This is a genomic window from Pantoea sp. RIT413, from assembly GCF_003057675.2.
Lineage (GTDB): Bacteria > Pseudomonadota > Gammaproteobacteria > Enterobacterales > Enterobacteriaceae > Pantoea > Pantoea eucrina.
In genome coordinates, this window is sequence record NZ_QBJB02000003.1 from 111,864 (window position 1) to 134,201 (window position 22,338).

Annotated in this window: 20 protein-coding genes and 3 tRNA genes; 1 reads left to right on the forward strand and 22 read right to left on the reverse strand. The window is 56.1% G+C overall.

Annotation, left to right across the window (positions count from 1 at the left end):
• Window positions 1-45: 45 nt before the first annotated feature.
• Window positions 46-549 carry a methylated-DNA--[protein]-cysteine S-methyltransferase gene (locus DBY66_RS05990; protein ID WP_039383258.1) on the reverse strand — a complete coding sequence of 168 codons (504 nt, stop codon included), beginning with the start codon at window positions 547-549 and terminating at the stop codon, window positions 46-48.
• A 159-nt stretch (window positions 550-708) separates the two neighbouring features.
• Between DBY66_RS05990 and DBY66_RS05995 the strand changes: the two genes are divergently transcribed.
• Complete coding sequence (locus DBY66_RS05995) at window positions 709-2,190, forward strand: AlkA N-terminal domain-containing protein (protein ID WP_108569697.1); 1,482 nt, start codon at window positions 709-711, stop codon at window positions 2,188-2,190.
• A gap of 344 nt (window positions 2,191-2,534) precedes the next feature.
• On the opposite strand, the gene DBY66_RS06000 is transcribed toward DBY66_RS05995, so the two are convergent.
• The 21 genes from DBY66_RS06000 to sdhC form a co-directional block, all read right to left on the reverse strand.
• Window positions 2,535-2,610, reverse strand: a tRNA-Lys gene (locus DBY66_RS06000).
• Between the two features lie 32 nt (window positions 2,611-2,642).
• Window positions 2,643-2,718 (reverse strand) — tRNA-Lys (locus DBY66_RS06005).
• A 50-nt stretch (window positions 2,719-2,768) separates the two neighbouring features.
• Window positions 2,769-2,844: transfer RNA gene (locus tag DBY66_RS06010), tRNA-Lys, on the reverse strand.
• Between the two features lie 166 nt (window positions 2,845-3,010).
• Complete coding sequence (gene cpoB, locus DBY66_RS06015) at window positions 3,011-3,799, reverse strand: cell division protein CpoB (protein ID WP_071668993.1); 789 nt, start codon at window positions 3,797-3,799, stop codon at window positions 3,011-3,013.
• A 9-nt stretch (window positions 3,800-3,808) separates the two neighbouring features.
• Window positions 3,809-4,336 (reverse strand): peptidoglycan-associated lipoprotein Pal, encoded by a 528-nt coding sequence (gene pal, locus DBY66_RS06020; RefSeq protein WP_039383250.1) that lies wholly within the window; start codon window positions 4,334-4,336, stop codon window positions 3,809-3,811.
• A gap of 67 nt (window positions 4,337-4,403) precedes the next feature.
• Complete coding sequence (gene tolB, locus DBY66_RS06025) at window positions 4,404-5,699, reverse strand: Tol-Pal system beta propeller repeat protein TolB (protein ID WP_039383247.1); 1,296 nt, start codon at window positions 5,697-5,699, stop codon at window positions 4,404-4,406.
• 117 nt (window positions 5,700-5,816) lie between these two features.
• Window positions 5,817-7,172, reverse strand: a complete 1,356-nt coding sequence (tolA, locus tag DBY66_RS06030; protein WP_065649836.1) for a cell envelope integrity protein TolA — start codon at window positions 7,170-7,172, stop codon at window positions 5,817-5,819.
• A gap of 25 nt (window positions 7,173-7,197) precedes the next feature.
• On the reverse strand, window positions 7,198-7,626 hold the full coding sequence (gene tolR, locus DBY66_RS06035; protein ID WP_039383244.1) for a colicin uptake protein TolR: 429 nt from the start codon (window positions 7,624-7,626) through the stop codon (window positions 7,198-7,200).
• 13 nt (window positions 7,627-7,639) lie between these two features.
• Window positions 7,640-8,326: a Tol-Pal system protein TolQ gene (tolQ, locus tag DBY66_RS06040; RefSeq protein WP_039383242.1), complete on the reverse strand. Its 687-nt coding sequence runs from the start codon at window positions 8,324-8,326 to the stop codon at window positions 7,640-7,642.
• Window positions 8,323-8,727 (reverse strand): tol-pal system-associated acyl-CoA thioesterase, encoded by a 405-nt coding sequence (gene ybgC / locus DBY66_RS06045; protein WP_039383240.1) that lies wholly within the window; start codon window positions 8,725-8,727, stop codon window positions 8,323-8,325. Before ybgC ends, tolQ begins: the two co-directional genes overlap by 4 nt.
• A gap of 251 nt (window positions 8,728-8,978) precedes the next feature.
• Window positions 8,979-9,092, reverse strand: coding sequence for a cytochrome bd-I oxidase subunit CydX (gene cydX, locus DBY66_RS06050; protein ID WP_071668990.1), 114 nt, complete (start codon window positions 9,090-9,092; stop codon window positions 8,979-8,981).
• A 15-nt stretch (window positions 9,093-9,107) separates the two neighbouring features.
• Window positions 9,108-10,247, reverse strand: coding sequence for a cytochrome d ubiquinol oxidase subunit II (cydB, locus tag DBY66_RS06055; protein ID WP_108569696.1), 1,140 nt, complete (start codon window positions 10,245-10,247; stop codon window positions 9,108-9,110).
• 12 nt (window positions 10,248-10,259) lie between these two features.
• Complete coding sequence (gene cydA / locus DBY66_RS06060) at window positions 10,260-11,831, reverse strand: cytochrome ubiquinol oxidase subunit I (protein ID WP_108569695.1); 1,572 nt, start codon at window positions 11,829-11,831, stop codon at window positions 10,260-10,262.
• 550 nt (window positions 11,832-12,381) lie between these two features.
• Complete coding sequence (sucD, locus tag DBY66_RS06065; RefSeq protein WP_039383236.1) at window positions 12,382-13,257, reverse strand: succinate--CoA ligase subunit alpha; 876 nt, start codon at window positions 13,255-13,257, stop codon at window positions 12,382-12,384.
• Window positions 13,257-14,423, reverse strand: a complete 1,167-nt coding sequence (sucC, locus tag DBY66_RS06070; protein ID WP_039383235.1) for an ADP-forming succinate--CoA ligase subunit beta — start codon at window positions 14,421-14,423, stop codon at window positions 13,257-13,259. The genes sucD and sucC overlap by 1 nt, the downstream gene beginning before the upstream one ends.
• A 67-nt stretch (window positions 14,424-14,490) precedes the next feature.
• Window positions 14,491-15,705, reverse strand: a complete 1,215-nt coding sequence (odhB, locus tag DBY66_RS06075; RefSeq protein WP_039383234.1) for a 2-oxoglutarate dehydrogenase complex dihydrolipoyllysine-residue succinyltransferase — start codon at window positions 15,703-15,705, stop codon at window positions 14,491-14,493.
• Between the two features lie 15 nt (window positions 15,706-15,720).
• The gene (gene sucA / locus DBY66_RS06080) at window positions 15,721-18,528 is read right to left on the reverse strand and encodes a 2-oxoglutarate dehydrogenase E1 component (protein ID WP_108569694.1); all 2,808 of its coding nucleotides are present in this window, start codon (window positions 18,526-18,528) and stop codon (window positions 15,721-15,723) included.
• A 206-nt stretch (window positions 18,529-18,734) separates the two neighbouring features.
• Entirely contained in the window at window positions 18,735-19,451 is a 717-nt protein-coding gene (locus DBY66_RS06085) for a succinate dehydrogenase iron-sulfur subunit (RefSeq protein ID WP_039383229.1), read from the reverse strand.
• Between the two features lie 14 nt (window positions 19,452-19,465).
• Window positions 19,466-21,232, reverse strand: coding sequence for a succinate dehydrogenase flavoprotein subunit (gene sdhA, locus DBY66_RS06090; protein WP_039383226.1), 1,767 nt, complete (start codon window positions 21,230-21,232; stop codon window positions 19,466-19,468).
• Window positions 21,233-21,580 carry a succinate dehydrogenase membrane anchor subunit gene (gene sdhD / locus DBY66_RS06095; protein ID WP_108569693.1) on the reverse strand — a complete coding sequence of 116 codons (348 nt, stop codon included), beginning with the start codon at window positions 21,578-21,580 and terminating at the stop codon, window positions 21,233-21,235.
• A complete protein-coding gene (gene sdhC / locus DBY66_RS06100; protein ID WP_039383221.1) occupies window positions 21,574-21,963 on the reverse strand; it encodes a succinate dehydrogenase cytochrome b556 subunit in 390 nt (129 codons plus the stop codon). The genes sdhD and sdhC overlap by 7 nt, the downstream gene beginning before the upstream one ends.
• Window positions 21,964-22,338: the final 375 nt, after the last annotated feature.

Here is a 22,338-nt window from a genome sequence, read left to right on the forward strand (position 1 = left end):
CGAAAATACTATAAAGCATAATAAATCGCTATTTAGTTTTTTATACTAAACAACCGGCGCACCCGGCTCTTTACCTGCCCGCTCCAGCTCCAGCAAAAACGCCTTAACCGGCAGGCCACCGGCAAAGCCGGTCAGTTTGCCGTTGCTGCCAATGACGCGGTGGCATGGAGCCATAATAGAGAGCGGGTTTTTGCCGTTGGCAGCCCCCACCGCGCGTACGGCTTTGGGATGCCCAATCTGCTCGGCTATCTGCCGGTAGCTGCGCGTCTCTCCAAATGGGATGGTCAGCAGGGCGGCCCATACCTTTTGCTGGAACGGCGTGCCGGACGGGTCGTAGCTCAGGGTAAAACGCTGCCGGGTGCCGGCAAAATACTCCTGCAGCTGACGCTCCGCCTCGCACAGCACCGGGTGCGACTCGTTACGTGACAGCGGCGTCAGCGGCACGCGCTGCGATCCTTCATTTTCCCACAGCACGGCTGCCAGGCCTTTATCGCTGGCAATCAGCGTCAGCTCGCCGACCGGCGTCACGATGGTTTTAGTATGGTACATAACAGATCTCCGCAGTGGATGACTCCCGACTATTATTGCATTAATCGCGCCGCAAACTGGCTGTTTTCGGACAGGCACATAAACTGATTAGCTGTCCGAAAGCAGCGTGTTTCCGCACCCGGACTGCGCCATGATGCCCTTTATTTACCGGAGAAGACGATGCTTGATCCTGAAATTGCTTACCAGGCGCTGACGTCGCGCGACAGTCGCTTTGACGGGCTGCTCTACGTGGGCATAACCTCAACCGGTATTTACTGTCGTCCTGTCTGTCCGGTGCGCAAACCGCTGCTGAAAAACTGCCGCTTTTTTCATAACGCAGAAGCAGCGGAAAAGGCGCGCTTTCGCCCGTGCCTGCGCTGCCGCCCGGAGCTGGCGCCGGGATTTGCGCCGGTAGATAACCATCACCGCATTGCCGATCGTCTGATCCGTCGCGTTGAAGAGGGCATGCTGGAGGAGCAGACCTCGCTGGCAGATATTGCCGGTGAGTTCTTTCTGAGTGAACGTCAGCTGCGGCGCGTTATTCAGCAGGAGCTGGGCGTTTCGCCGCTGGAGCTGCGTCAGACGCGGCGTATGCTGCTGGCCAAACAGCTGCTGACCGAAACCGCGCTGCCCGTAACGGAGATCGCTTACGCCAGCGGCTTTCGCAGCCTGCGCCGCTTTAATGATGTGTTTCAGGCGCGCTATCACATGACGCCTTCCGCGCTGCGTAAGCGGAGCCAGCCGGAAGGCGCTGCGCTGCCACAGCAGAGCGCCACCCTGCAGCTGAGCTACCGTCCACCCTATGACTGGGCGGCGATGCTGGAGTTTCTTGAAGCGCACGTCATGAAGCAGGCTGAGTGGGTGGCCGATGGCGCTTATCACCGCACCGTCGCGCTGGGCGGCTGTCGCGGCTGGGTGCGCGTCAGCGCCCTGCCCGATAAGCATGCGCTGCAGGTTGAGTTCACTACCACACTGACGCCGGTGCTGCCTGCCCTGCTGCGCCGGCTGCGCGATCTGTTCGATCTGGATGCTCAGCCGCAGGCGGTGAGCGAGCTACTGGGCCGCGATCCGCTGCTGGCAGAGAGCCTGGCGCGCCACCCGGGCCTGCGCGTGCCCGGCGCGTTCGATGCGTTTGAGTTAAGCGTGCGCGCGATTCTCGGCCAGCAGGTTACGGTAAAAGCGGCTGTAACGCTCAGCAGCCGTCTGACGGAGCGCTTTGGCGAGCCGCTGGAGACGCCCTGGCCAGCGCTCTCCCGCCTCTCTCCGGACGCGGCCACGCTGGCAGCAGCAACGGTCGATGATATTGCGGTGCTCGGCATAGTCAGCGCCCGTTCAAATGCGATTATCGCACTGGCCCACGCCTGCGCCAGCGGCGCGCTGCGCTTTAACGGATCTCTGCCGCCGGATACCGTACAGCAGCAGCTGCTGGCGCTGAAGGGGGTCGGCCCGTGGACCGCCAGCTATATCGCCATGCGGGCGCTACGCTGGCCTGATGCTTTCCCGAAAGAGGATATCGCTATCCGTAATAATCTCGGTGGCGTAACGGCCAGAGAGGCAGAGCAGCTATCGCAGGTCTGGCGGCCATGGCGCAGCTATGCCGTGCAGCATATCTGGAAAAGCCTGATGCCCGAAAAAGCCTCCCGGAAAAAGCCGGCACGGTAGCGGCCAGGGCGCCATAAATGGCGCCCCTGCGGATAGATGGGCATATTCCGTCAACGCAAACGCATTACCGCTCCTCATACCCGTAGGGGTCGCATTAATGCGAACCTGGCGTGTTAATGCGACCCTGACGCGTTCATTAATTATCGGGGGTTATACGCGGCCAGGACGCCATAAATGGCGCCCCTACGTATGGATGGGCATATTCCGTCAATGCATTACCGCTCCCCATACCCGTAGGGGTCGCATTAATGCGACCCTGGTGTATTAATGCGCGTCTGTGGGGGGGGGCATTCCCGTACTGCGGAAAACGAAAAAAGCGCCCGTTGGGCGCTTTTTTCTGAATCTGGTGGGTCGTGCAGGATTCGAACCTGCGACCAATTGATTAAAAGTCAACTGCTCTACCAACTGAGCTAACGACCCGCTGTGGAAGCGGCTTACAACTTTAAACTTGATGGTGGGTCGTGCAGGATTCGAACCTGCGACCAATTGATTAAAAGTCAACTGCTCTACCAACTGAGCTAACGACCCATCAAGGTTGTGAAGCTAACTGAAGAACCCGCCTGAACCTGTGGTTGAGATGGTGGGTCGTGCAGGATTCGAACCTGCGACCAATTGATTAAAAGTCAACTGCTCTACCAACTGAGCTAACGACCCATCTTCAGCGTCGCCGATACGCATTTACATATGTCCCGGCAACGGCGGCATATATTACTGATTTAGCGGGAGGGCGCAACCCTTATTTTCCCGCAGATAGCTCAACTGCTTACCTTTCAGGCGGCAAGACCAGAAATCAGGCGAAATCTGGTCTTTTTCGTACAAATTACAATCCGGCCAGCCGCTTTTGCGCCTGCTTTGCTGACTCACTATCCGGGAACTGCTTGATCACCTGCTGATAAACCGCTTTGGCTTTTGCCGTGTCTTTTTTATCCTGCATGATCACGCCAACCTTAAACAGCGCTTCCGCCGCTTTCGGTGATTTGGGATAGTTCTTCACCACCGTGGCAAAATAGTAAGCCGCATCGTCCTTCTTGCCTTTGTTGTAATGCAGCTGCCCCAGCCAGTAGTTGGCATTTGGCTGATAGGTAGAGTCAGGATACTTCTTCACCCATGCCTGCAGTGCAGAGATAGCCTGATCGTACTGCTTCTTCTCCAGAATCAGCGCGACGGCAGCGTTGTAATCGGTATTTGCATCGCCGGTTTGTGCAGGTGCGGCAGCCGTATTACTGCTACCCGCATCAGCGTTTCCCGCTGCGGCACCGGCAGCATCAGCGTTACCGCCGCTCTGTGCAGCGGACTGGCTGCTGCTTAACGTGTCGAGCTGCTGGTAAAGCTGCTTCTGACGCTCAACCGCCTGGTTAAGCTGATAGCTGTTCTGCTGGATCTGCCCGCGCAGGGAATCGATGTCGCTCTGATTATCGCTCATCTGCTGCTGTAACTGCTGCAGCAGCTGCGCCTGAGCATTGGAGATACGTTCAAGAGTGGTGACACGGTCTTCGACCGAGCCTGAGCCAACGCTACTGATTGACGCCTGGGCATTAGCGGCCCAGGGGGCCGCTACGCCAACCAGTAACGACAGACCCGCAAGGGATAGTCTGAAGTTACTAATCATATGATTCTCTTAGTAAACCAGTACGGCACGACGGTTTTTAGCATACGCTGATTCGTCATGGCCCAGTACGGCTGGTTTCTCTTTACCGTAAGATACGATAGACATCTGATCGGCAGAGACGCCTTTGCCCTGCAGATACATTTTCACTGCGTTAGCACGACGCTCGCCCAGCGCGATGTTGTACTCTGGCGTGCCACGCTCATCCGCATGACCTTCGATAGTCACTTTGTAAGACGGGTTGCCGCGCAGGAAAGCTGCGTGCTGATCCAGCATCTGAGCATAGTCAGACTGCACGTCATACTTGTCCAGACCGAAGTAAACGATGTTGTTCTGCTGCAGCTGCTGCATCTGCAGACGCGCCTGCTCGTCAGAAGACATGTTGCCGCCGTTCATGCCAGCGCCAGAGCCCGCACCGTACGCACCATCAGCACCCATACCGGACTGATCGTTGTTGTTGTTTTTGTGTGAGCTACAAGCAGCGACTGCAATCACTGGCAGAGCCAGCATTAAACCCTTCAGCATTTTGTTCAGTTGCATTTCTTTATCCTATTATTTTGTTTGCCATACATTGACTCCCCCGCCGACGAGGCAAGGGAGCGATGCATCACAGATACGGCGACCAGGCAGGTGATTTTACCTGTCCATCAGTTGCCGGAAGACGCGCTTTGAAACGCCCGTCAGTTGAAACCAGCTGCAGCACGGATCCCATCCCCTGAGTAGAGCTGTAGATAACCATGGTGCCGTTTGGTGCCAGACTTGGCGTTTCATCCAGGAACGTGTCCGTTAACGTCTGAACGGCTCCCGTTTCCAGATCCTGTTTGGCGACGTGCTGCGCGCCACCGGCGCTGCTGATCATCACCATGGTTTTACCGTCGGTCGACACATCCGCATCCTGGTTCTGTTTGCCTTCCCAGGTAATACGCTGTGGCGCGCCGCCGTTAACACCGACTTTATAAATCTGCGGTGCACCCGCCTGATCCGAGGTATACGCCAGGGTCTGGCTATCCGGGAACCAGGTTGGCTCAGTGCTGTTATAGCGGCCGTCTGTTACCTGACGGATCTGACCTGAGCCCAGGTCCATTACATAGAGATTCAGGCTGCCCGTTTTAGAGAGGGCGAAAGCCAGCTTAGAACCATCCGGTGAGAACGATGGTGCACCGTTGTGACGCGGGAAGGAGGCAACCTGACGAATAGCGCCATTTGCCAGCGTCTGGATCACCAGCGCTGATTTGCCACTCTCAAACGTAACGTAGGCCAGTTTGCTGCCGTCAGGTGACCAGGCCGGTGACATCAGCGGCTGCGGTGAACGGTGTACCACAAACTGGTTGTAACCATCGTAGTCAGACACGCGCAGCTCATACGGGAACTGGCCGCCGTTGGTCTGCACAACATAAGCGATACGGGTGCGGAATGCGCCTTTAATGCCGGTCAGCTTCTCAAAGACTTCGTCACTGGCGGTATGCGCCGCATACCGCAGCCACTGTTTTGTTACTTTGAAGGAGTTTTGTGCCAGTACGCTGCCCGGTGCACCACCGGTGTCGACCAGCTGATAGGCGACCTGATAGCTGCCATCGGCGTTAGGTGAGACCTGACCGACCACCACGGCATCAATACCCAGCGCGCTCCATGCGGCAGGCTGAACTTCCTGCGCACTGCCGGGCTGCTGCGGCAGACGTGAGCGATCCAGCGGATTAAATTTACCACTGTTGCGCACGTCAGCTGCCACAATACCGCCGACATCTTCTGGCGCCGCGCCAGGTCCGGCCCATTTAAACGGTACTACACCAATCGGACGGGCAGTGTTAACGCCCTGCGTAATTTCAATGCGTACTTCTGCGTGCAGCACAGCGGCCCACAGCAGTACAAAAAAACCTAAGGTTACACGAAGTGCCTGCTTCATCTTATCTCCCTTACCTGAACCTGAGTTCACGATAATTCGCACAGTTCCTGAAAAAACACGAGTATTTTATAGAATACGGCAAGCTAACCTTAGTTCAACCTGCCGTACGTTACTGCATTATTGCGGCCTGAAACGCATTGGTGCGTTTTTAAACACTTCATACACCGCCTGCGAAGGTGGCTTAGGAATACGCGCCTGCTTCGCAGCGGCAATGGCAGCCTGGCAAAGTGCCGGATCGCCCCCTTCCGATTTCACATCAATCAGCAGCCCATCGGGTGCCAGCTTAATACGTAAATCGCAGCTCTTACCGCGATAGAGATCGGCATCATAGAAGCGGCTTTGAATGGCGCTGGTGATCTGGCCCAGATAGGCGTTGACCTCAGCACCCGATGCACCCGCTTTCTTCTGATTGCCCTGCCCTGCTGCACCACCGCCGCCGGCTGCAGCGCCACTCTTCGGCGCGTTTTTACCGGAGGAGAGGCCGCCCAGCAGATCGTCAACATCGCTTTCGCCCTGCGCGGCTTCAGCAGCCGCCTTTTTCTTCGCGTCCGCGGCTGCTTTGGCTTTCGCCGCTGCATCTGCTTTTGCTTTAGCGGCTGCATCCGCTTTCGCTTTGGCAGCGGCGTCTGCTTTCGCTTTCGCCTCAGCGGCCGCCTTCTCTTTAGCCGCTTCAGCTGCTTTCTCTTTAGCGGCTTCCGCAGCTTTTTCCTTCGCCGCCTCTGCTGCTTTCTCTTTGGCTTCCTGCGCAGCTTTGGCTTTCGCCTCTGCCGCTGCCTTAGCTTTGGCATCGGCTGCGGCCTGCGCTTTCGCTTCTGCCTGCGCTTTGGCTTTCGCTTCAGCTGCCGCTTTCGCCTGCTCGGCCGCTTTCTCTTTTGCAGCATCCGCTGCCGCTGCTTTCGCCTGCTCTTCCGCCTGTTTCTTCGCCTCGGCAGCAGCCTGCTTCGCTTCAGCCGCTGCGGTTGCTTTCGCTTCTGCTGCTGCTTTAGCGCGCGCGTCTGCTTCTGCTTTCGCATCCGCTTTCGCCTGTGCGGCAGCCGCTTCAGCCGCTTTTTGCTGCTCCTGAGCCTGCTTTGCAGCTGCTTCGGCCGCTTTCTGCTGCTCAGCCTGCTGTTTAGCCTGTTCTTTCGCTTCCTGCTGCGCCTGCAGCCGCTCTTTTTCCAGCGCTTTCAGACGCTGCTGCTCGGCGGCCTGTTTCTGCTGTAGCTCTTCCGCCTGCTGCTGCGCCTGCTTTTTCCGCTGCTGTTCCGCACGCTGGCTGTCGCTCTGCTGATTTTGCTGACGATTATATTGTTCAACCACAGCCCCGGGATCGACCATGACGGCATCAATATCGCTACCGCCGCCGCCGCCGCTCGCTTCAATATGTTCGTTGAACGAGCTCCAGATCAGCAGCGCAATCAGCACGATGTGCAGCGCCACCGAAACGATAATTGCGCGTTTCAACTTCTGGTTCTGTTCGGTTGCCTTCGACACTCTCGGTTCCCAAAAACAAGTCGCGTTAAATCGGCTGCGTCATCAGACCGACTGATTTGACGCCAGCCTGATGAAGCAGGTTCAGCGCTTTAATGATTTCGTCGTAAGGCACATCTTTGGCCCCGCCAATCAGAAACACGGTTTTAGGATTGGCCTCAATACGACGCTGCGCTTCACTCACAACCTGCTCAGGCGGCAGCTGGGTCATACGATCGTGATCCACCACCAGGCTGTATTGTCCTACACCGGCCACTTCAACAATTACCGGCGGATTATCATCGCTGGCAACCGTTTTAGAGTCAGTGGCGTCCGGCAGATCAACTTCCACGCTCTGCGTAATGATTGGCGCGGTTGCCATAAAGATCAGCAGCAGCACCAGCAGTACATCGAGCAGCGGAACAATGTTGATTTCCGACTTAAGATCGCGGCGTCCGCGACCACGGGTTCTGGCCATCGTAAACCTCGACTTACTTCGTATTGTCGCTAGAGAAAGCCTGACGATGCAGGATAGCCGTGAACTCTTCCATAAAATTATCGTAACCCTGCTCCAGCTTGTTGACGCGCTGGTTCAGACGGTTATAGGCCATGACCGCCGGGATCGCGGCAAACAGGCCGATTGCAGTGGCGATCAGCGCTTCTGCGATACCCGGTGCCACCATCTGCAGCGTGGCCTGCTTGACTGCGCCCAGCGCGATGAAAGCGTGCATGATCCCCCATACGGTACCAAACAGACCGATATAAGGGCTGATTGAACCCACGGTGCCGAGGAAAGGAATATGGGTCTCCAGCGCTTCCAGCTCGCGATTCATAGAGATACGCATGGCGCGGCTGGCGCCCTCTACCACCGCTTCCGGCGCATGGCTGTTTACGCGATGCAGGCGGGCAAACTCTTTAAAGCCAGCGTAGAAAATTTGTTCCGAACCGCCCAGCTCATCACGACGCCCCTGGCTCTCCTGATAGAGACGCGAGAGTTCGATACCGGACCAGAACTTATCTTCAAAGGCGTCCGCTTCGCGTCCTGCCGCATTCAGAATGCGCGTACGCTGGATGATGATTGCCCAGGAGGCAATAGAAAAGCCGATCAAAATCAACATGATAAGTTTGACCAGAAGGCTCGCCTTCAGGAACAAATCAAGAACATTCATGTCAGTCACTGCTTGAACTCCGCGACAATAGACTTGGGAAGCGCAATCGGCTTCATCAGGTGTGGGTTAATGCAGGCGATCAGGACATCCGCCTCGTTGAGCACCCTGCCTTCAGCATTGACGATACGCTGGGTGAAGGTCATGGTTGCGCGGGTCATTGAGGTCACTTCGGTCTGTATCTCCAGAAGGTCATCAAGGCGAGCCGCGGCAATGAACTCCACCGTCATGCGCCGTACCACAAATGCGACCTGCTCTTCTAACAGGACGTGTTGATTGAAATGGCGCTGACGCAGCATTTCGGTACGTGCTCGTTCATAAAAAGCAAGATAGCTGGCGTGGTAAACCACACCTCCGGCATCGGTATCTTCATAGTAGACCCGCACCGGCCAGCGAAACAGCGTTGTACTCACTCTACATCCCGGTCTCATTTTTAAACGTTGCTACTATACGCAAGAGCGATCCGCTTGGGAATGGTCCGCCAGAGCCAGAAGAAAATAATTATCTGACGGTAACAACCAGAAGGAATTACTCAACATTTCCTGACCTGATACTGACAAAAGTCCTGGTCTGCAGTCAGGCGAGTGTGCCGTTAACAGGCACAAAAAAAGGGCCCGTCCGGACCCCTTTATTACCCCATGCTACCGGCCAGCATGCTGACCGATCAGGCGTTGTCATCCTGTGCACGGTTTGCATCTCTCTGCTCCAGCGCCAGGGCGGTGATCACACCTAATGCGCAGGCCAGCAGCGTGCCGAGGATCCAGGCAAAATACCACATGCAAAAGCTCCTTAATCAGTAGAGAGAGTGCGTGTTGCGTTCAATATCATCCTGGGTAATGCGACCGAACATTTTGTAGTAGCACCAGCTGGTGTAGGCCAGAATGATCGGCACAAAGATGAGTGCGGCGATGGTCATAATCTTCAGCGTCAGCAGGCTGGAGGTGGCATCCCAGAGGGTCAGGCTGCTACCCGGCACGGTGCTGGAGGGCATGATAAACGGGAACAGCGCAATACCGGCGGTCATGATGACGCAGGCGAGCGTCAGGGAAGAGAAGATGAATGCCCAGGCGCCCCGCTCGCCGCGCGAGCAAAGTAGTGTAAGCAGCGGCAGAAGAGCGCCCAGCAGCGGAAACGCCCACAGCAGCGGCATCTGCTCAAAATTACGCAGCCAGGCACCCGCCTCGCGCACCACCTCTTTGCCCAGCGGATTAGAGGCTGCGTGGTGATCGATAACGCTTTTCACTACATAGCCGTCAAGGCCATATTTTACCCACAAGCCCGCCAGCACAAAGGCGAGGAGCATCACCAGCGCCCCCGCCTGCGCCGCGCTGCGCGCACGTAAATGCAGCTCACCGCAGGTGCGCATCTGCAGATAGGTGGCGCCCTGGGTCAGAATCATCGCCACGCTGATGACTCCCGCCAGCAGGCCAAATGGATTGAGCAGCTGGAAGAAATTGCCGGTATAGAACAGACGCAGATAGCTATCTGCATGAAACGGCACCCCCTGCAGCAGATTGCCAAAGGCGACGCCTATCACCAGCGGCGGGACAAAACTGCCGGCAAAGATGCCCCAGTCCCACACGGCACGCCAGCGCCTGTCTTCAATTTTGGATCGATAATCAAAACCCACCGGGCGAAAAAAGAGCGAGGCGAGCACCAGAATCATGGCGACATAGAAACCAGAGAAGGCGGCGGCATAGACCATGGGCCAGGCGGCAAACAGCGCACCGCCAGCTGTGATCAGCCAGACCTGATTGCCGTCCCAGTGCGGTGCAATCGTGTTGATCATAATACGACGCTCGGTGTCGCTGCGTCCGAGCACGGGCGTCAGCATACCGACCCCCATATCAAAGCCGTCCGCCACGGCAAAGCCGATCAGCAGTATGCCAATCAGCAGCCACCAGACAAAACGTAACACTTCGTAGTCAAACATGGTTGCTCTCCTTTAGCCGCGCTCTGGCTGCGTAGCGATCTGCACTGATTCATTGTGATAGCGGCCGGTTTTCAGGCTGCCCGGCCCCAGGCGGGCAAACCGGAACATCAGATACATCTCTGCCACCAGAAACAGCGTGTAGAGTCCGCAAATCAGCGTCATCGAAAACAGCACGTCTCCCACGGTCAGCGAAGAGTTCGCTACGGCGGTGGGTAACACTTCACCGATTGCCCACGGCTGACGCCCGTACTCCGCAACAAACCAGCCCGCCTCGATAGCGATCCACGGCAGCGGAATGCCATACAGTGCGGCTTTCAGCAGCCAGCGCTGCTGACCGATTCGGTCGCGGACTACGCTCCAGAATGAGAGGGCAATAATCGCCAGCAACAGCGCGCCGCACAGCACCATGATACGGAAGGCAAAATAGAGCGGCGCCACGCGCGGAATGGCGTCTTTCACCGCCTGTTGTATCTGCGCTTCGCTGGCATCGGTGACCGTCGGGGTGTAGCGCTTAAGCAGCAGGCCGTAGCCAAGATCCTGCTTGCTGGCTTCAAACGCGCGGCGGACTTCCGGGTCCTGACTGCCGCTGCGCAGCGCATTGAGCAGGCCATACGCTTTGATGCCGTTACGGATCCGCACCTCATGCTGCGCCTGCAGTTCTTTCAGGCCGGTAACGGGTTTATCCACTGAGCGCGTGGCGATAAGGCCAAGCAGATACGGAATCTGAATCGCATATTTGTTCTCCTGCGTCTCCTGATTCGGTATACCAAATAGCGTAAAGGCGGCGGGTGCCGGCTGGGTCTCCCACTCCGCCTCGATTGCAGCCAGTTTGGTTTTCTGGACATCCCCCATCTCGTAGCCCGACTCATCGCCGAGTACAATCACCGAGAGCACCGCCGCCATGCCAAAACTGGCCGCAATGGCAAAGGAGCGGCGGGCAAACGCCACATCACGCCCTTTAAGCAGATACCAGCCGCTGATCCCCAGAACAAACATGGCGCCAGCGGTATAGCCCGCCGCCACGGTATGCACAAATTTCACCTGTGCGACCGGGTTAAGCACCAGCTCTGAAAAGCTCAGCATTTCCATACGCATGGTTTCAGCGTTGAATGCTGCGGCAATGGGATTTTGCATCCAGCCATTGGCCACCAGGATCCAGAGCGCAGAGAGGTTGGATCCCAGCGCCACCAGCCAGGTGACCACCAGATGCTGAACTTTGCCCAGCCGGTCCCAGCCAAAGAAAAACAGGCCAACAAAGGTGGATTCAAGAAAGAACGCCATTAATCCTTCAATGGCCAGCGGCGCCCCGAAAATATCGCCGACGTAGTGGGAGTAATAGGACCAGTTAGTGCCGAACTGAAACTCCATGGTGAGTCCGGTGGCCACGCCCAGCGCAAAGTTGATGCCAAACAACTTGCCCCAGAATTTGGTCATATCTTTATAAATCTGTTTGCCCGACAGCACGTAGACGGTTTCCATGATCGCCAGCAGAAACGCCATACCCAGCGTTAATGGTACGAACAGAAAGTGGTACATCGCCGTCAGGGCAAACTGTAAGCGCGACAGCTCGACAATATCTAACATGAGAACTCCTTGCTCTTCGCATGCCGCTGTGTTGCCGGACGGTAAACGGCGCAACAGCGTGCAGGAACGGCTGATTATTAATTCCGGTTTTATTACCCGCAGATAGCGCAATCTGCGGCCCGAAATGAGCGAGTAATAGTGGTGATAATTCCCTGAAAATATCGCCTCACATTTCTGTCATGCAGGCGTCAGCGTCAGATGCCACAATATTGATCCGGGGGCATACGACTCAGACGGCTGTTATCCGTGGCAAAACTGTGATTTGATGCAGCGCAATTTATACCGGCCGGGTTGTTTTTAGCCAGCAGTAAAGTTTGCTATAACACGCTATTATTTGATCCGGATTAAGATATAAAGTTTACGAATATGTAGCCTGAAAGAGTTGTTAAAGCGATGTCAAAAGCTGCCGCGTTTAATTAAAATTACGATTACCTTTTCTGTGAGTTATTAACTTTAAAATCCGCCGCGCAGGATAATAAATAAAAACCGCTACGCTGCAGGCATAAAAAAAGCCACCCGCAGGTGGCTTATGCTTATTCAGTCAGCGCAATCAGTTAGCAGGCAGAACTGCTTTTACCGCATCACCGATATCGGCCAGGCTGCGGACAGTTTTCACACCTGCCGCTTCCAGCGCAGCAAACTTCTCGTCAGCCGTGCCTTTACCGCCGGCAATGATGGCGCCAGCATGGCCCATACGTTTGCCTTTCGGCGCCGTTACGCCTGCGATATAGCCGACAACCGGCTTGGTGACGTGCTCTTTGATAAAGGCTGCCGCTTCTTCTTCCGCGCTGCCGCCGATTTCACCGATCATCACAATCGCTTCGGTCTGCGGATCGTCCTGGAACATCTGCAGAATATCGATGAAGTTAGAGCCCGGGATCGGGTCGCCACCGATACCGACACAGGTAGACTGGCCATAGCCAATATCTGTGGTCTGCTTAACCGCTTCATAGGTCAGGGTGCCGGAACGTGACACGATGCCCACGCGGCCTGGCTGGTGAATGTGGCCTGGCATAATGCCGATTTTGCATTCGCCTGGGGTGATCACGCCAGGGCAGTTAGGGCCAATCATGCGCACGCCTGCTTCATCCAGCTTCATTTTCACAGTCAGCATATCCAGCGTCGGGATACCTTCAGTGATGGTGATGATCAGCTTGATGCCCGCGTCGATCGCTTCCAGGATACCGTCTTTGCAGAACGGAGCCGGAACGTAGATAACCGTGGCCGTTGCGCCGGTCGCTTCTACCGCTTCACGCACGGTATTGAACACCGGCAGGCCCAGATGGGTAGTGCCGCCTTTACCTGGCGTTACGCCGCCAACCAGCTGCGTGCCATAGGCCAGCGCCTGCTCAGAGTGAAAAGTCCCCTGGCCACCGGTGAAACCCTGGCAGATGACTTTGGTGTTCTTGTCGATCAGAATGGACATTATTTACCCTCCGCTGCAGCAACAACACGCTGTGCCGCGTCTGTCAGGCTGGTTGCTGCAATGATGTTCAGACCGCTGTCCGCCAGTTTCTTAGCGCCCAGCTCAGCGTTGTTACCTTCCAGACGTACCACTACCGGCACGTTGACACCCACTTCTGCCACTGCGCCGATGATGCCATCAGCGATCAGATCGCAACGGACAATACCGCCGAAGATGTTAACGAATACCGCTTTTACCGCGTCGTCAGAGAGGATGATTTTGAAGGCTTCGGTTACGCGCTCTTTAGTTGCGCCGCCGCCGACATCAAGGAAGTTTGCAGGCTGGCCACCGTGATGCTTCACGATATCCATTGTGCCCATCGCCAGACCCGCACCGTTGACCATACAGCCAATGTTGCCTTCCAGCGCGACATAGTTCAGCTCCCACTGCGTTGCGTGCGCTTCGCGTGGATCTTCCTGGCTTGGATCGCGCATTTCGCGCAGTTCAGGCTGGCGGAACAGCGCGTTGCCGTCTGCGCCCAGCTTGCCATCCAGGCAGATCAGGTCGCCCTGTTTGGTGATCACCAGCGGGTTGATCTCAACCATCGCCAGATCGCGCTCCAGGAACATGGTAGCCAGACCCATAAAGATTTTGGTGAACTGGCTGACCTGCTTACCGGTCAGACCCAGTTTGAACGCCAGTTCGCGGCCCTGGTATGGCTGCGGTCCCGCTAACGGGTCGAGCGCCATTTTGTGGATCAGGTGCGGAGTCTCTTCCGCCACCTTTTCAATTTCCACACCGCCTTCGGTTGATGCCATGAAGATCACGCGGCGCGTAGCGCGATCGACGACCGCACCCAGATAGAGTTCCTGATCGATATCGGTTGCCGCTTCAACCAGAATCTGGTTAACCGGCTGGCCCAGCGCATCTGTCTGATAGGTCACCAGACGTTTACCCAGCCAGTGCTCAGCAAATGCACGGATCTCTTCTTTACTTTTCACTACCTTCACGCCGCCCGCTTTACCACGGCCACCGGCATGAACCTGACATTTCACTACCCACGGGCCTGCGCCAATTTTTGAGGCGGCTTCTTCGGCTTCACGTGGCGTGGTGCAGGCATAACCAGTCGGTGCTGGCATACCATACCGTGCAAACAGCTGCTTCGCCTGGTATTCGTGTAAGTTCATGATGTTCTATCCATTCAGATCTGAAACATTTAAATGTGGGCACGCATCGCTGCGCGCCCGGCGAAAATCAGACATCCAGCAGCAGACGAGCCGGATCTTCCAGCATCTCTTTCACTGCGACCAGATAGCCTACCGATTCACGGCCATCGATCAGACGGTGATCGTAAGAGAGCGCCAGATACATCATCGGCAGGATCACCACCTGACCATTGACCGCCATTGGACGATCTTTAATGGCGTGCATGCCCAGAATGGCGCTCTGCGGCGGGTTAATGATTGGCGTTGACATCAGCGAACCAAACACGCCGCCGTTGGTGATGGTGAAGTTACCGCCGGTCAGCTCTTCAACTGTCAGCTTGCCATCACGGCCTTTCACCGCCAGCTCTTTAATTTTCTTCTCGATATCCGCCATGCTCAGCGCATCCACATCTTTCAGCACTGGCGTCACCAGACCGCGCGGCGTAGAAACGGCGATGCTGACATCGAAGTAGTTGTGGTACACCACATCTTCGCCATCGATAGAGGCGTTCACTTCCGGGAAGCGCTTCAGGGCTTCGACGACCGCTTTGATGTAGAAGGACATAAAGCCCAGGCGTACACCGTGACGTTTTTCAAACGCCTCACCATACTGCTTGCGCAGATCCATGATGGGCTTCATGTTGATTTCGTTGAACGTGGTCAGCATGGCGGTGCTGTTTTTCGCTTCCAGCAGACGCTCAGCCACGCGTTTGCGCAGGCGGGTCATCGGCACGCGCTTCTCGCTGCGGTTAGCAACCGGAGCCGGAGCCGCCGCTTCAGCAGCCGGAGCCGCTTTCGCTTCCGGCTTTTTCGCCAGGTGCTTTTCAATATCTTCGCGCGTCAGTCGGCCACCCACGCCGGTGCCTTTGATCTGGCTGGCGTCGAGATTGTTTTCCGCGATCAGACGGCGTACAGCAGGGCTCAGCGCGTCGCTGCTCTCTTCTTCCAGCGACGCGGACTGGCGCTGTGCCGGTGCAGATTCATTGCTCTCAACTTTCGCTGAGGTCTCTTTCCCGCCGCTGTTGCCCTCTTTCAGGCGACCAAGCAGCTGGCGCGAGGTGACGGTAGCACCCTCTTCTTCCAGCACGGCTTCCAGAATACCATCAGCAGCAGCAGGAACTTCCAGCACCACTTTATCGGTTTCAATTTCGACCAGCACTTCATCACGGCTGACTGCATCGCCAGGTTTTTTGTGCCAGGTTGCAACCGTTGCGTCCGCTACGGATTCAGGTAAATCGGGAACGAGAATTTCTACGCTACTCATTTTCTTTCCTTTTTATTAACCAAGGTTCAGCGCGTCGTTGACCAGGTCTTGCTGCTGTTGTTGATGTACGGACATATAGCCCACGGCCGGTGAAGCAGATGCCGGACGGCCTGCGTAACGCAGCGACGCACCAAAGGGAACCACTTCGCGGAAATGATGCTGACTGCAATACCATGCGCCCTGATTGAGCGGCTCTTCCTGACACCAGACGAAATCCTGGACATGGGCGTAATCTTTTAACGCTTCCTGTACCGCTTTGTGCGGGAAAGGATAGAGCTGCTCGATGCGCACAATGGCAACATCGCTCTGCTCGTTTTTGCGGCGCTGTTCCAGCAGATCGTAGTAGACCTTACCGGAGCAGAGCACCACGCGTTTAACCTGCTGCGGATCGAGCGCATCGATCTCGCCAATCGCCGGCTGGAAGCTGCCGTTTGCCAGATCGTCCAGGCTGGAGATCGCCAGCGGATGACGCAGCAGCGATTTCGGCGACATCACAATCAGCGGACGGCGCATACCGCGCAGCGCCTGACGACGCAGCATGTGGTAAACCTGAGCCGGGGTAGATGGCACGCAAACCTGCATATTCTGCTCAGCGCAGAGCTGCAGATAACGCTCCAGGCGCGCTGAGGAGTGCTCCGGACCCTGACCTTCATAGCCGTGCGGCAGCAGCATCACCAGGCCACACATGCGGCCCCACTTCTGCTCGCCCGAGCTGATGAACTGATCGATAACCACCTGTGCGCCGTTGGCAAAGTCACCAAACTGCGCTTCCCAGATGGTCAGCACGCGCGGCTCTGCGGTGGCGTAGCCATATTCAAACGCCAGTACCGCCTCTTCCGACAGCACGGAGTCCCAGACTTTGAACTCTCCCTGACCATTATGAATATGGTGCAGCGGCGTATAGGTAGAGCCATTCAGCTGGTTGTGGATCACCGCATGGCGGTGGAAGAAGGTGCCGCGTCCGGAATCTTCGCCAGAGAGACGCACCGGAATGCCTTCATCCACCAGCGTGGCGTAGGCCAGATTCTCTGCCCCGCCCCAGTCAAACGGTTTGTTGCCTTCCGCCATCTCTTTGCGGTCGTTGTAAATTTTGGCCACGCGCGACTGCACTTCAACCGCTTCCGGAACCGTGCTGATACGGCGCGCCAGCTCCTGCAGGCGTTTCAGCTCAACCGTTTCCGGGTAGCTCTCATCCCACTCGTGGTTGAGATAAGGGGACCAGGTAAACGAGTGCAGGCTCATCGGGCGCCATTCCGGCACCACGCACTCACCGGCATCCAGCGCATCGCGATAGAGGTTAACCAGTTCAGTGGCATCTTCCTGCGAGGCTACGCCCTGGCTCTGCAGCCGGTCGGCGTAAAGTTTACGCGGCGTCGGATGCTTTTTAATCTTCTGATACATCAGCGGCTGCGTTGCACTTGGCTCATCCGCTTCGTTATGGCCATGACGGCGATAGCAGACCAGATCGATAAAGACATCACGCTTAAAGGTGTTGCGGTAGTCGAGCGCCAGACGGGTAACAAAAGCAACGGCTTCCGGATCGTCCGCGTTCACGTGGAAAATAGGTGCCAGCACCATCTTACCGATATCAGTACAATAAGGCGTGGAGCGCGCATCTCTTGGATTTGACGTGGTAAAGCCAACCTGGTTATTGATCACGATACGCACCGTACCGCCAACTTCATAACCACGCGCCTGCGACATGTTCAGGGTTTCCTGCACCACACCCTGACCAATTACCGCTGCGTCACCGTGAATAGTGATAGGCAGAACTTTGTTACTGCCCGGCTCGGAGAGACGATCGAGGCGGGCGCGTACGGAGCCCATGACAACCGGGCTGACAATCTCCAGATGCGACGGGTTAAACGCCAGTGCCAGATGCACCAGGCCCCCTTCGGTTTCAACATCGGAAGAGAAGCCCATGTGGTATTTCACATCACCGGTACCCAGATGCTCTTTGTGCTTGCCGGCGAACTCATCAAACAGATCCTGCGGCTTTTTGCCCAGTACGTTGATCAGCACGTTCAGACGTCCGCGGTGCGCCATACCCAGCACCACTTCGCGCGTGCCGCTTTTCCCTGCGTGGCGAATCATTTCGCGCAGCATAGGCACCAGCGCATCGCCACCTTCCAGTGAGAAGCGTTTGGCGCCGGGGAATTTCGCCCCAAGATATTTTTCCAGACCTTCGGCTGCGGTCAGCTCTTTCAGGAAGCCTTTTTTCTCTTCCGCGCTGAATGAAGCCTGTCCAGCCACTGATTCAAGACGCTGCTGGATCCAGCGCTTCTCTTCAGTATTGTTGATGTGCATATACTCTGCGCCAATCGACCCGCAGTAGGTCTGCTGCAGGGCGGCGTAGAGATCGGCCAGCTTCATCGTCTCTTTGCCAATCGCAAATGAGCCTACGTTGAAGCTTTCCTGAAAATCGGCGTCGGTCAGATCGTGAAAGGCCGGGTCGAGATCGGCCACGATATCCTGTTTCCACAGGCCAAGCGGATCAAGATTGGCATGCTGATGGCCGCGGAAACGGAACGCGTTAATCAGCTGCAGGACTTTAACCTGTTTGGAGTTAGCGGCCGGATCGGTAACGGTAGAGGTGTAGCGGGTGGCATCCTTCGCCAGGCGGCGGAAATAGTCACGCGTCGTGGAGTGAAACTGCTCTGGTTTTACGCCGGTACCTGGCAACTGCTGGAACAGGTCGCGCCACACTTCATCAACAGAGTCAGGATCGGTCAGGAAATCCTCATAGAGTTGCTCTATGTAAGACTGGTTCGCGCCGGCCAGCCAGGAGGAGTCCAGCCAGGGTTTCATCGCGCTGTTCTGCATTGTGATCCCTTAAGCATTAAGCTGCTTTTTATGAGGTTTCATTTGTTGCCGCTTTCACGGCTTGCCGTAGTGAGTTCAGCGATACGAACCTGTGCGCTACCGGCGCCGGGCCCGTAAGGGAACCTTTATAAGCGTGGTCAGCACCGCGCTTATAGAGGCTTCCATACGCTGCCGGGAACCTGAGTTCCCGGCAGGACTTCTTAGCTTTACGCCCCGCGCTGCAGCAGCATCGACTTGATATGGCCGATGGCGCGCGTCGGGTTCAGCCCTTTCGGACATACGCTCACACAGTTCATGATGCTGTGACAGCGGAATACGCTGAAAGCATCACTCAGATTGTCGAGACGCGCATCCGTTTCCGTGTCGCGGCTGTCAATCAGGAAGCGATAGGCAGCCAGCAGACCGGCCGGACCGATAAACTTATCCGGGTTCCACCAGAACGACGGGCAGGAGGTTGAGCAGCAGGCGCAGAGAATACACTCATACAGGCCATCAAGGTGCTCACGCTCCGACGGGCTCTGCAGATGCTCACGCGCCGGCGGATTCTCACCGTTGTTCAGCAGGAACGGTTTGATTTTCTCATACTGCGTATAGAACTGGCTCATGTCGACCACCAGATCGCGCACAACCGGCAGACCTGGCAGCGGGCGAATCACGATCTTTTTACTGCCGTTACCCAGTGCTGAGACCGGAGTAATGCAGGCCAGACCATTTTTGCCGTTCATGTTCAGACCATCTGAGCCGCAGACACCCTCGCGGCACGAGCGACGAAACGCCAGCGTTGGATCCTGCTCTTTCAGCCGAATCAGCGCATCCAGCAGCATCATGTCGCGCCCGTCTTCCGACTCCAGGGTGTAATCCTGCATGCGCGGCTTGTCATCGACGTCCGGGTTATAACGGTAGATTGAAAATTCGAGTTTCATCATGACCTCCGCAATTAATAGGTACGCGCTTTCGGCGGGAAGGCCGCGCGCAGTTTCGGTTGCATGTTCACCTCACGGCGCGTCATGCTTTCCGTTTGCGGAACATAGAGACTGTGACACAGCCAGTTTGCATCATCACGCTCCGGATAGTCGAAGCGGCTATGTGCGCCACGGCTTTCAGTGCGGAAGTTTGCAGCAACCGCGGTTGCATAAGCGGTTTCCATCAGGTTATCCAGCTCCAGACATTCGATACGCTGCGTATTGAAATCGGGTGAGCGGTCATCCAGACGCGCACTCTTCAGACGCTCGCGAATCGCTTTCAGCTCGGCCAGGCCTTCACGCATGGCGTCACCTTCGCGGAACACCGAGAAGTTGTTCTGCATGCAGCGCTGCAGCGCTTTGCGGATTTCCACCGGATCTTCACCCGTGGTGTTATTTTCCCAGCGATTGAAGCGCGCCATCGCCGCATCGATCTCTTCCGCGGTAGCATCGCGCAGCTCGCCCTGCTCAGCGATACACTCCATCAGGTGCACCCCTGCCGCGCGACCAAATACCACCAGATCCAGCAGTGAGTTACCGCCCAGACGGTTAGCACCGTGCACCGATACGCAGGCGATCTCGCCAACCGCAAACAGGCCCGGGATCACTTCATCTTCGCCCTGTTCATTCACGCGCAGCGCCTGTCCGGTGACGCGGGTCGGAATACCGCCCATCATGTAGTGACAGGTTGGAATAACCGGAATCGGCTCTTTAACCGGATCGACATGCGCAAAGGTGCGCGACAACTCAAGAATGCCAGGCAGGCGCGACTCAAGCACCTCAGCCCCAAGATGATCGAGCTTCAGTTTGATATGCGGACCCCACGGGCCATCGCAGCCGCGACCTTCACGGATCTCAACCATCATTGAACGCGCAACAACATCACGGCCCGCCAGATCTTTGGCGTTTGGCGCATAGCGCTCCATGAAGCGTTCGCCATGTTTGTTCAGCAGATAGCCGCCTTCACCACGGCAGCCCTCGGTGACCAGCACGCCCGCACCCGCAATACCGGTCGGGTGGAACTGCCACATCTCCATATCCTGCATCGGTACGCCGGCACGGATTGCCATGCCAACGCCGTCGCCGGTATTGATGTGTGCGTTAGTGGTGGACTGGTAGATACGTCCCGCGCCGCCGGTTGCCAGAATAGTCGCTTTGGCTTTGAAGTAGACGGTTTCACCGGTTTCAATGCAGATAGCGGTACAACCCACAATCGCACCATCTGCGTTTTTCACCAGATCCAGCGCATACCATTCGGAGAAGATGGTGGTTTTGTTTTTCAGGTTCTGCTGATACAGCGTATGCAGCAGCGCGTGACCGGTACGGTCAGCCGCAGCAGCGGTACGTGCGGCCTGCTCGCCGCCAAAGTTTTTGGACTGGCCACCAAATGGACGCTGATAAACGCGGCCATCTTCTAAACGGGAGAACGGCAGTCCCATATGCTCCAGCTCCAGAATCGCTTCCGGACCGGTTTTACACATATATTCGATCGCGTCCTGGTCCCCAATGTAGTCGGAACCTTTTACGGTATCGTACATATGCCATTCCCAGTTATCGTCATGGGTGTTACCCAGCGCAACGGTAATGCCGCCCTGCGCCGATACGGTATGGGAACGGGTTGGAAAAACTTTCGATAACAGGGCACAGCTCTGGCCCGACTGGGAGATTTGCAGTGCCGCGCGCATACCCGCGCCACCTGCGCCGATCACCACGGCATCAAATTCTCTGACTGGCAAATTCATTTACACACCCCACACAACAACAGTGCCATAAACGGCATACGACAACAGCGCGACCACAATAACCAGCTGCAGCAACAAACGCGGCGCCAGCGCTTTCACGTAGTCAGTCAGTACCTGCCACATACCGATCCAGCCGTGAATCAGAATGGAGAACAGGGTCAGCAGCGTAAACACTTTGGTGAAGGAGGAGGCGAAAAAGCCGCGCCAGACATCATAGGTCAGCGTATCGGTCATGACGACGAAACCGAGCAGATAGATGATGTAGAGCGTAATCAGGATTGCGGAAGCACGGACCAGAAGCCAGTCGTGGATACCGTTGCGTCCTAAAGCAGAAGCATTGCTTACCATACGAGGACTCCAGCCAGAATTGAGAGCACGACAGTGATAACAAAAACCGCCTGCGCGGTACGGGTTCCCACCTGCAGGGTCTCTGCGGTAAAGCCAAAATCTGCCAGCATATGACGGATACCGCTTGCCGCATGATAGGCCAGCGCGGTCAGAATGCCCCACATAATGAATTTGGCAAAGAAGCTATCCATGATGGATGCCGCCTGCTGAAAACCTTCGGGAGAGGAGAGAGAGAGACCCAGTAACCAGAGCAGAATTCCGAGAGCGACAAACGTAATCACGCCGGAGACGCGGTGGAGAATGGACGATATTGCAGTAACGGGAAACCGGATCGTCGTGAGATCCAAGTTAACAGGTCTTTGTTTTTTCACGGTTTTGCCCACACAGCTCTTTTTTATTTTGCTTCCTCCGGTCCTGAGTTGCAGCAGAGCACTGAGCGTGTTCAGACAACAACCGCCACCAAAATAGCAACATCCAGTGTTAAATGAAGCGGGTAAAACGCTGGGTGGCTCCTGGTGTCAGGGTATTCCGGAGACCTGGCGGCAGTATAGGACGATCACATTCTGATTACAATTCCCCTACAATCTGTTTGGTCACATTTAAGCTGAACAGTGATCAGGGTCACGATTTTCACAAAATATACATTTTTAATTATCTGATTTGACAATAGATCAACATTTCAGTTACAAACAATCGCACTAAAGCCCTATGATGCACAAAAGTTATGGGGATACACTTTCCCCTAAGCTCAAGTTATG

Coding starts and splice junctions, on each gene's coding strand:
- DBY66_RS05990 (WP_039383258.1), bottom strand. CDS start 549: ATGTACCATACTAAAACCATCGTGACGCCGGTCGGCGAGCTGACGCTG.
- DBY66_RS05995 (WP_108569697.1), top strand. CDS start 709: ATGCTTGATCCTGAAATTGCTTACCAGGCGCTGACGTCGCGCGACAGT.
- cpoB (WP_071668993.1), bottom strand. CDS start 3,799: ATGATTAGTAACTTCAGACTATCCCTTGCGGGTCTGTCGTTACTGGTT.
- pal (WP_039383250.1), bottom strand. CDS start 4,336: ATGCAACTGAACAAAATGCTGAAGGGTTTAATGCTGGCTCTGCCAGTG.
- tolB (WP_039383247.1), bottom strand. CDS start 5,699: ATGAAGCAGGCACTTCGTGTAACCTTAGGTTTTTTTGTACTGCTGTGG.
- tolR (WP_039383244.1), bottom strand. CDS start 7,626: ATGGCCAGAACCCGTGGTCGCGGACGCCGCGATCTTAAGTCGGAAATC.
- cydX (WP_071668990.1), bottom strand. CDS start 9,092: ATGTGGTATTTTGCCTGGATCCTCGGCACGCTGCTGGCCTGCGCATTA.
- cydB (WP_108569696.1), bottom strand. CDS start 10,247: ATGTTTGACTACGAAGTGTTACGTTTTGTCTGGTGGCTGCTGATTGGC.
- cydA (WP_108569695.1), bottom strand. CDS start 11,831: ATGTTAGATATTGTCGAGCTGTCGCGCTTACAGTTTGCCCTGACGGCG.
- sucD (WP_039383236.1), bottom strand. CDS start 13,257: ATGTCCATTCTGATCGACAAGAACACCAAAGTCATCTGCCAGGGTTTC.
- sucC (WP_039383235.1), bottom strand. CDS start 14,423: ATGAACTTACACGAATACCAGGCGAAGCAGCTGTTTGCACGGTATGGT.
- odhB (WP_039383234.1), bottom strand. CDS start 15,705: ATGAGTAGCGTAGAAATTCTCGTTCCCGATTTACCTGAATCCGTAGCG.
- sucA (WP_108569694.1), bottom strand. CDS start 18,528: ATGCAGAACAGCGCGATGAAACCCTGGCTGGACTCCTCCTGGCTGGCC.
- DBY66_RS06085 (WP_039383229.1), bottom strand. CDS start 19,451: ATGAAACTCGAATTTTCAATCTACCGTTATAACCCGGACGTCGATGAC.
- sdhA (WP_039383226.1), bottom strand. CDS start 21,232: ATGAATTTGCCAGTCAGAGAATTTGATGCCGTGGTGATCGGCGCAGGT.
- sdhD (WP_108569693.1), bottom strand. CDS start 21,580: ATGGTAAGCAATGCTTCTGCTTTAGGACGCAACGGTATCCACGACTGG.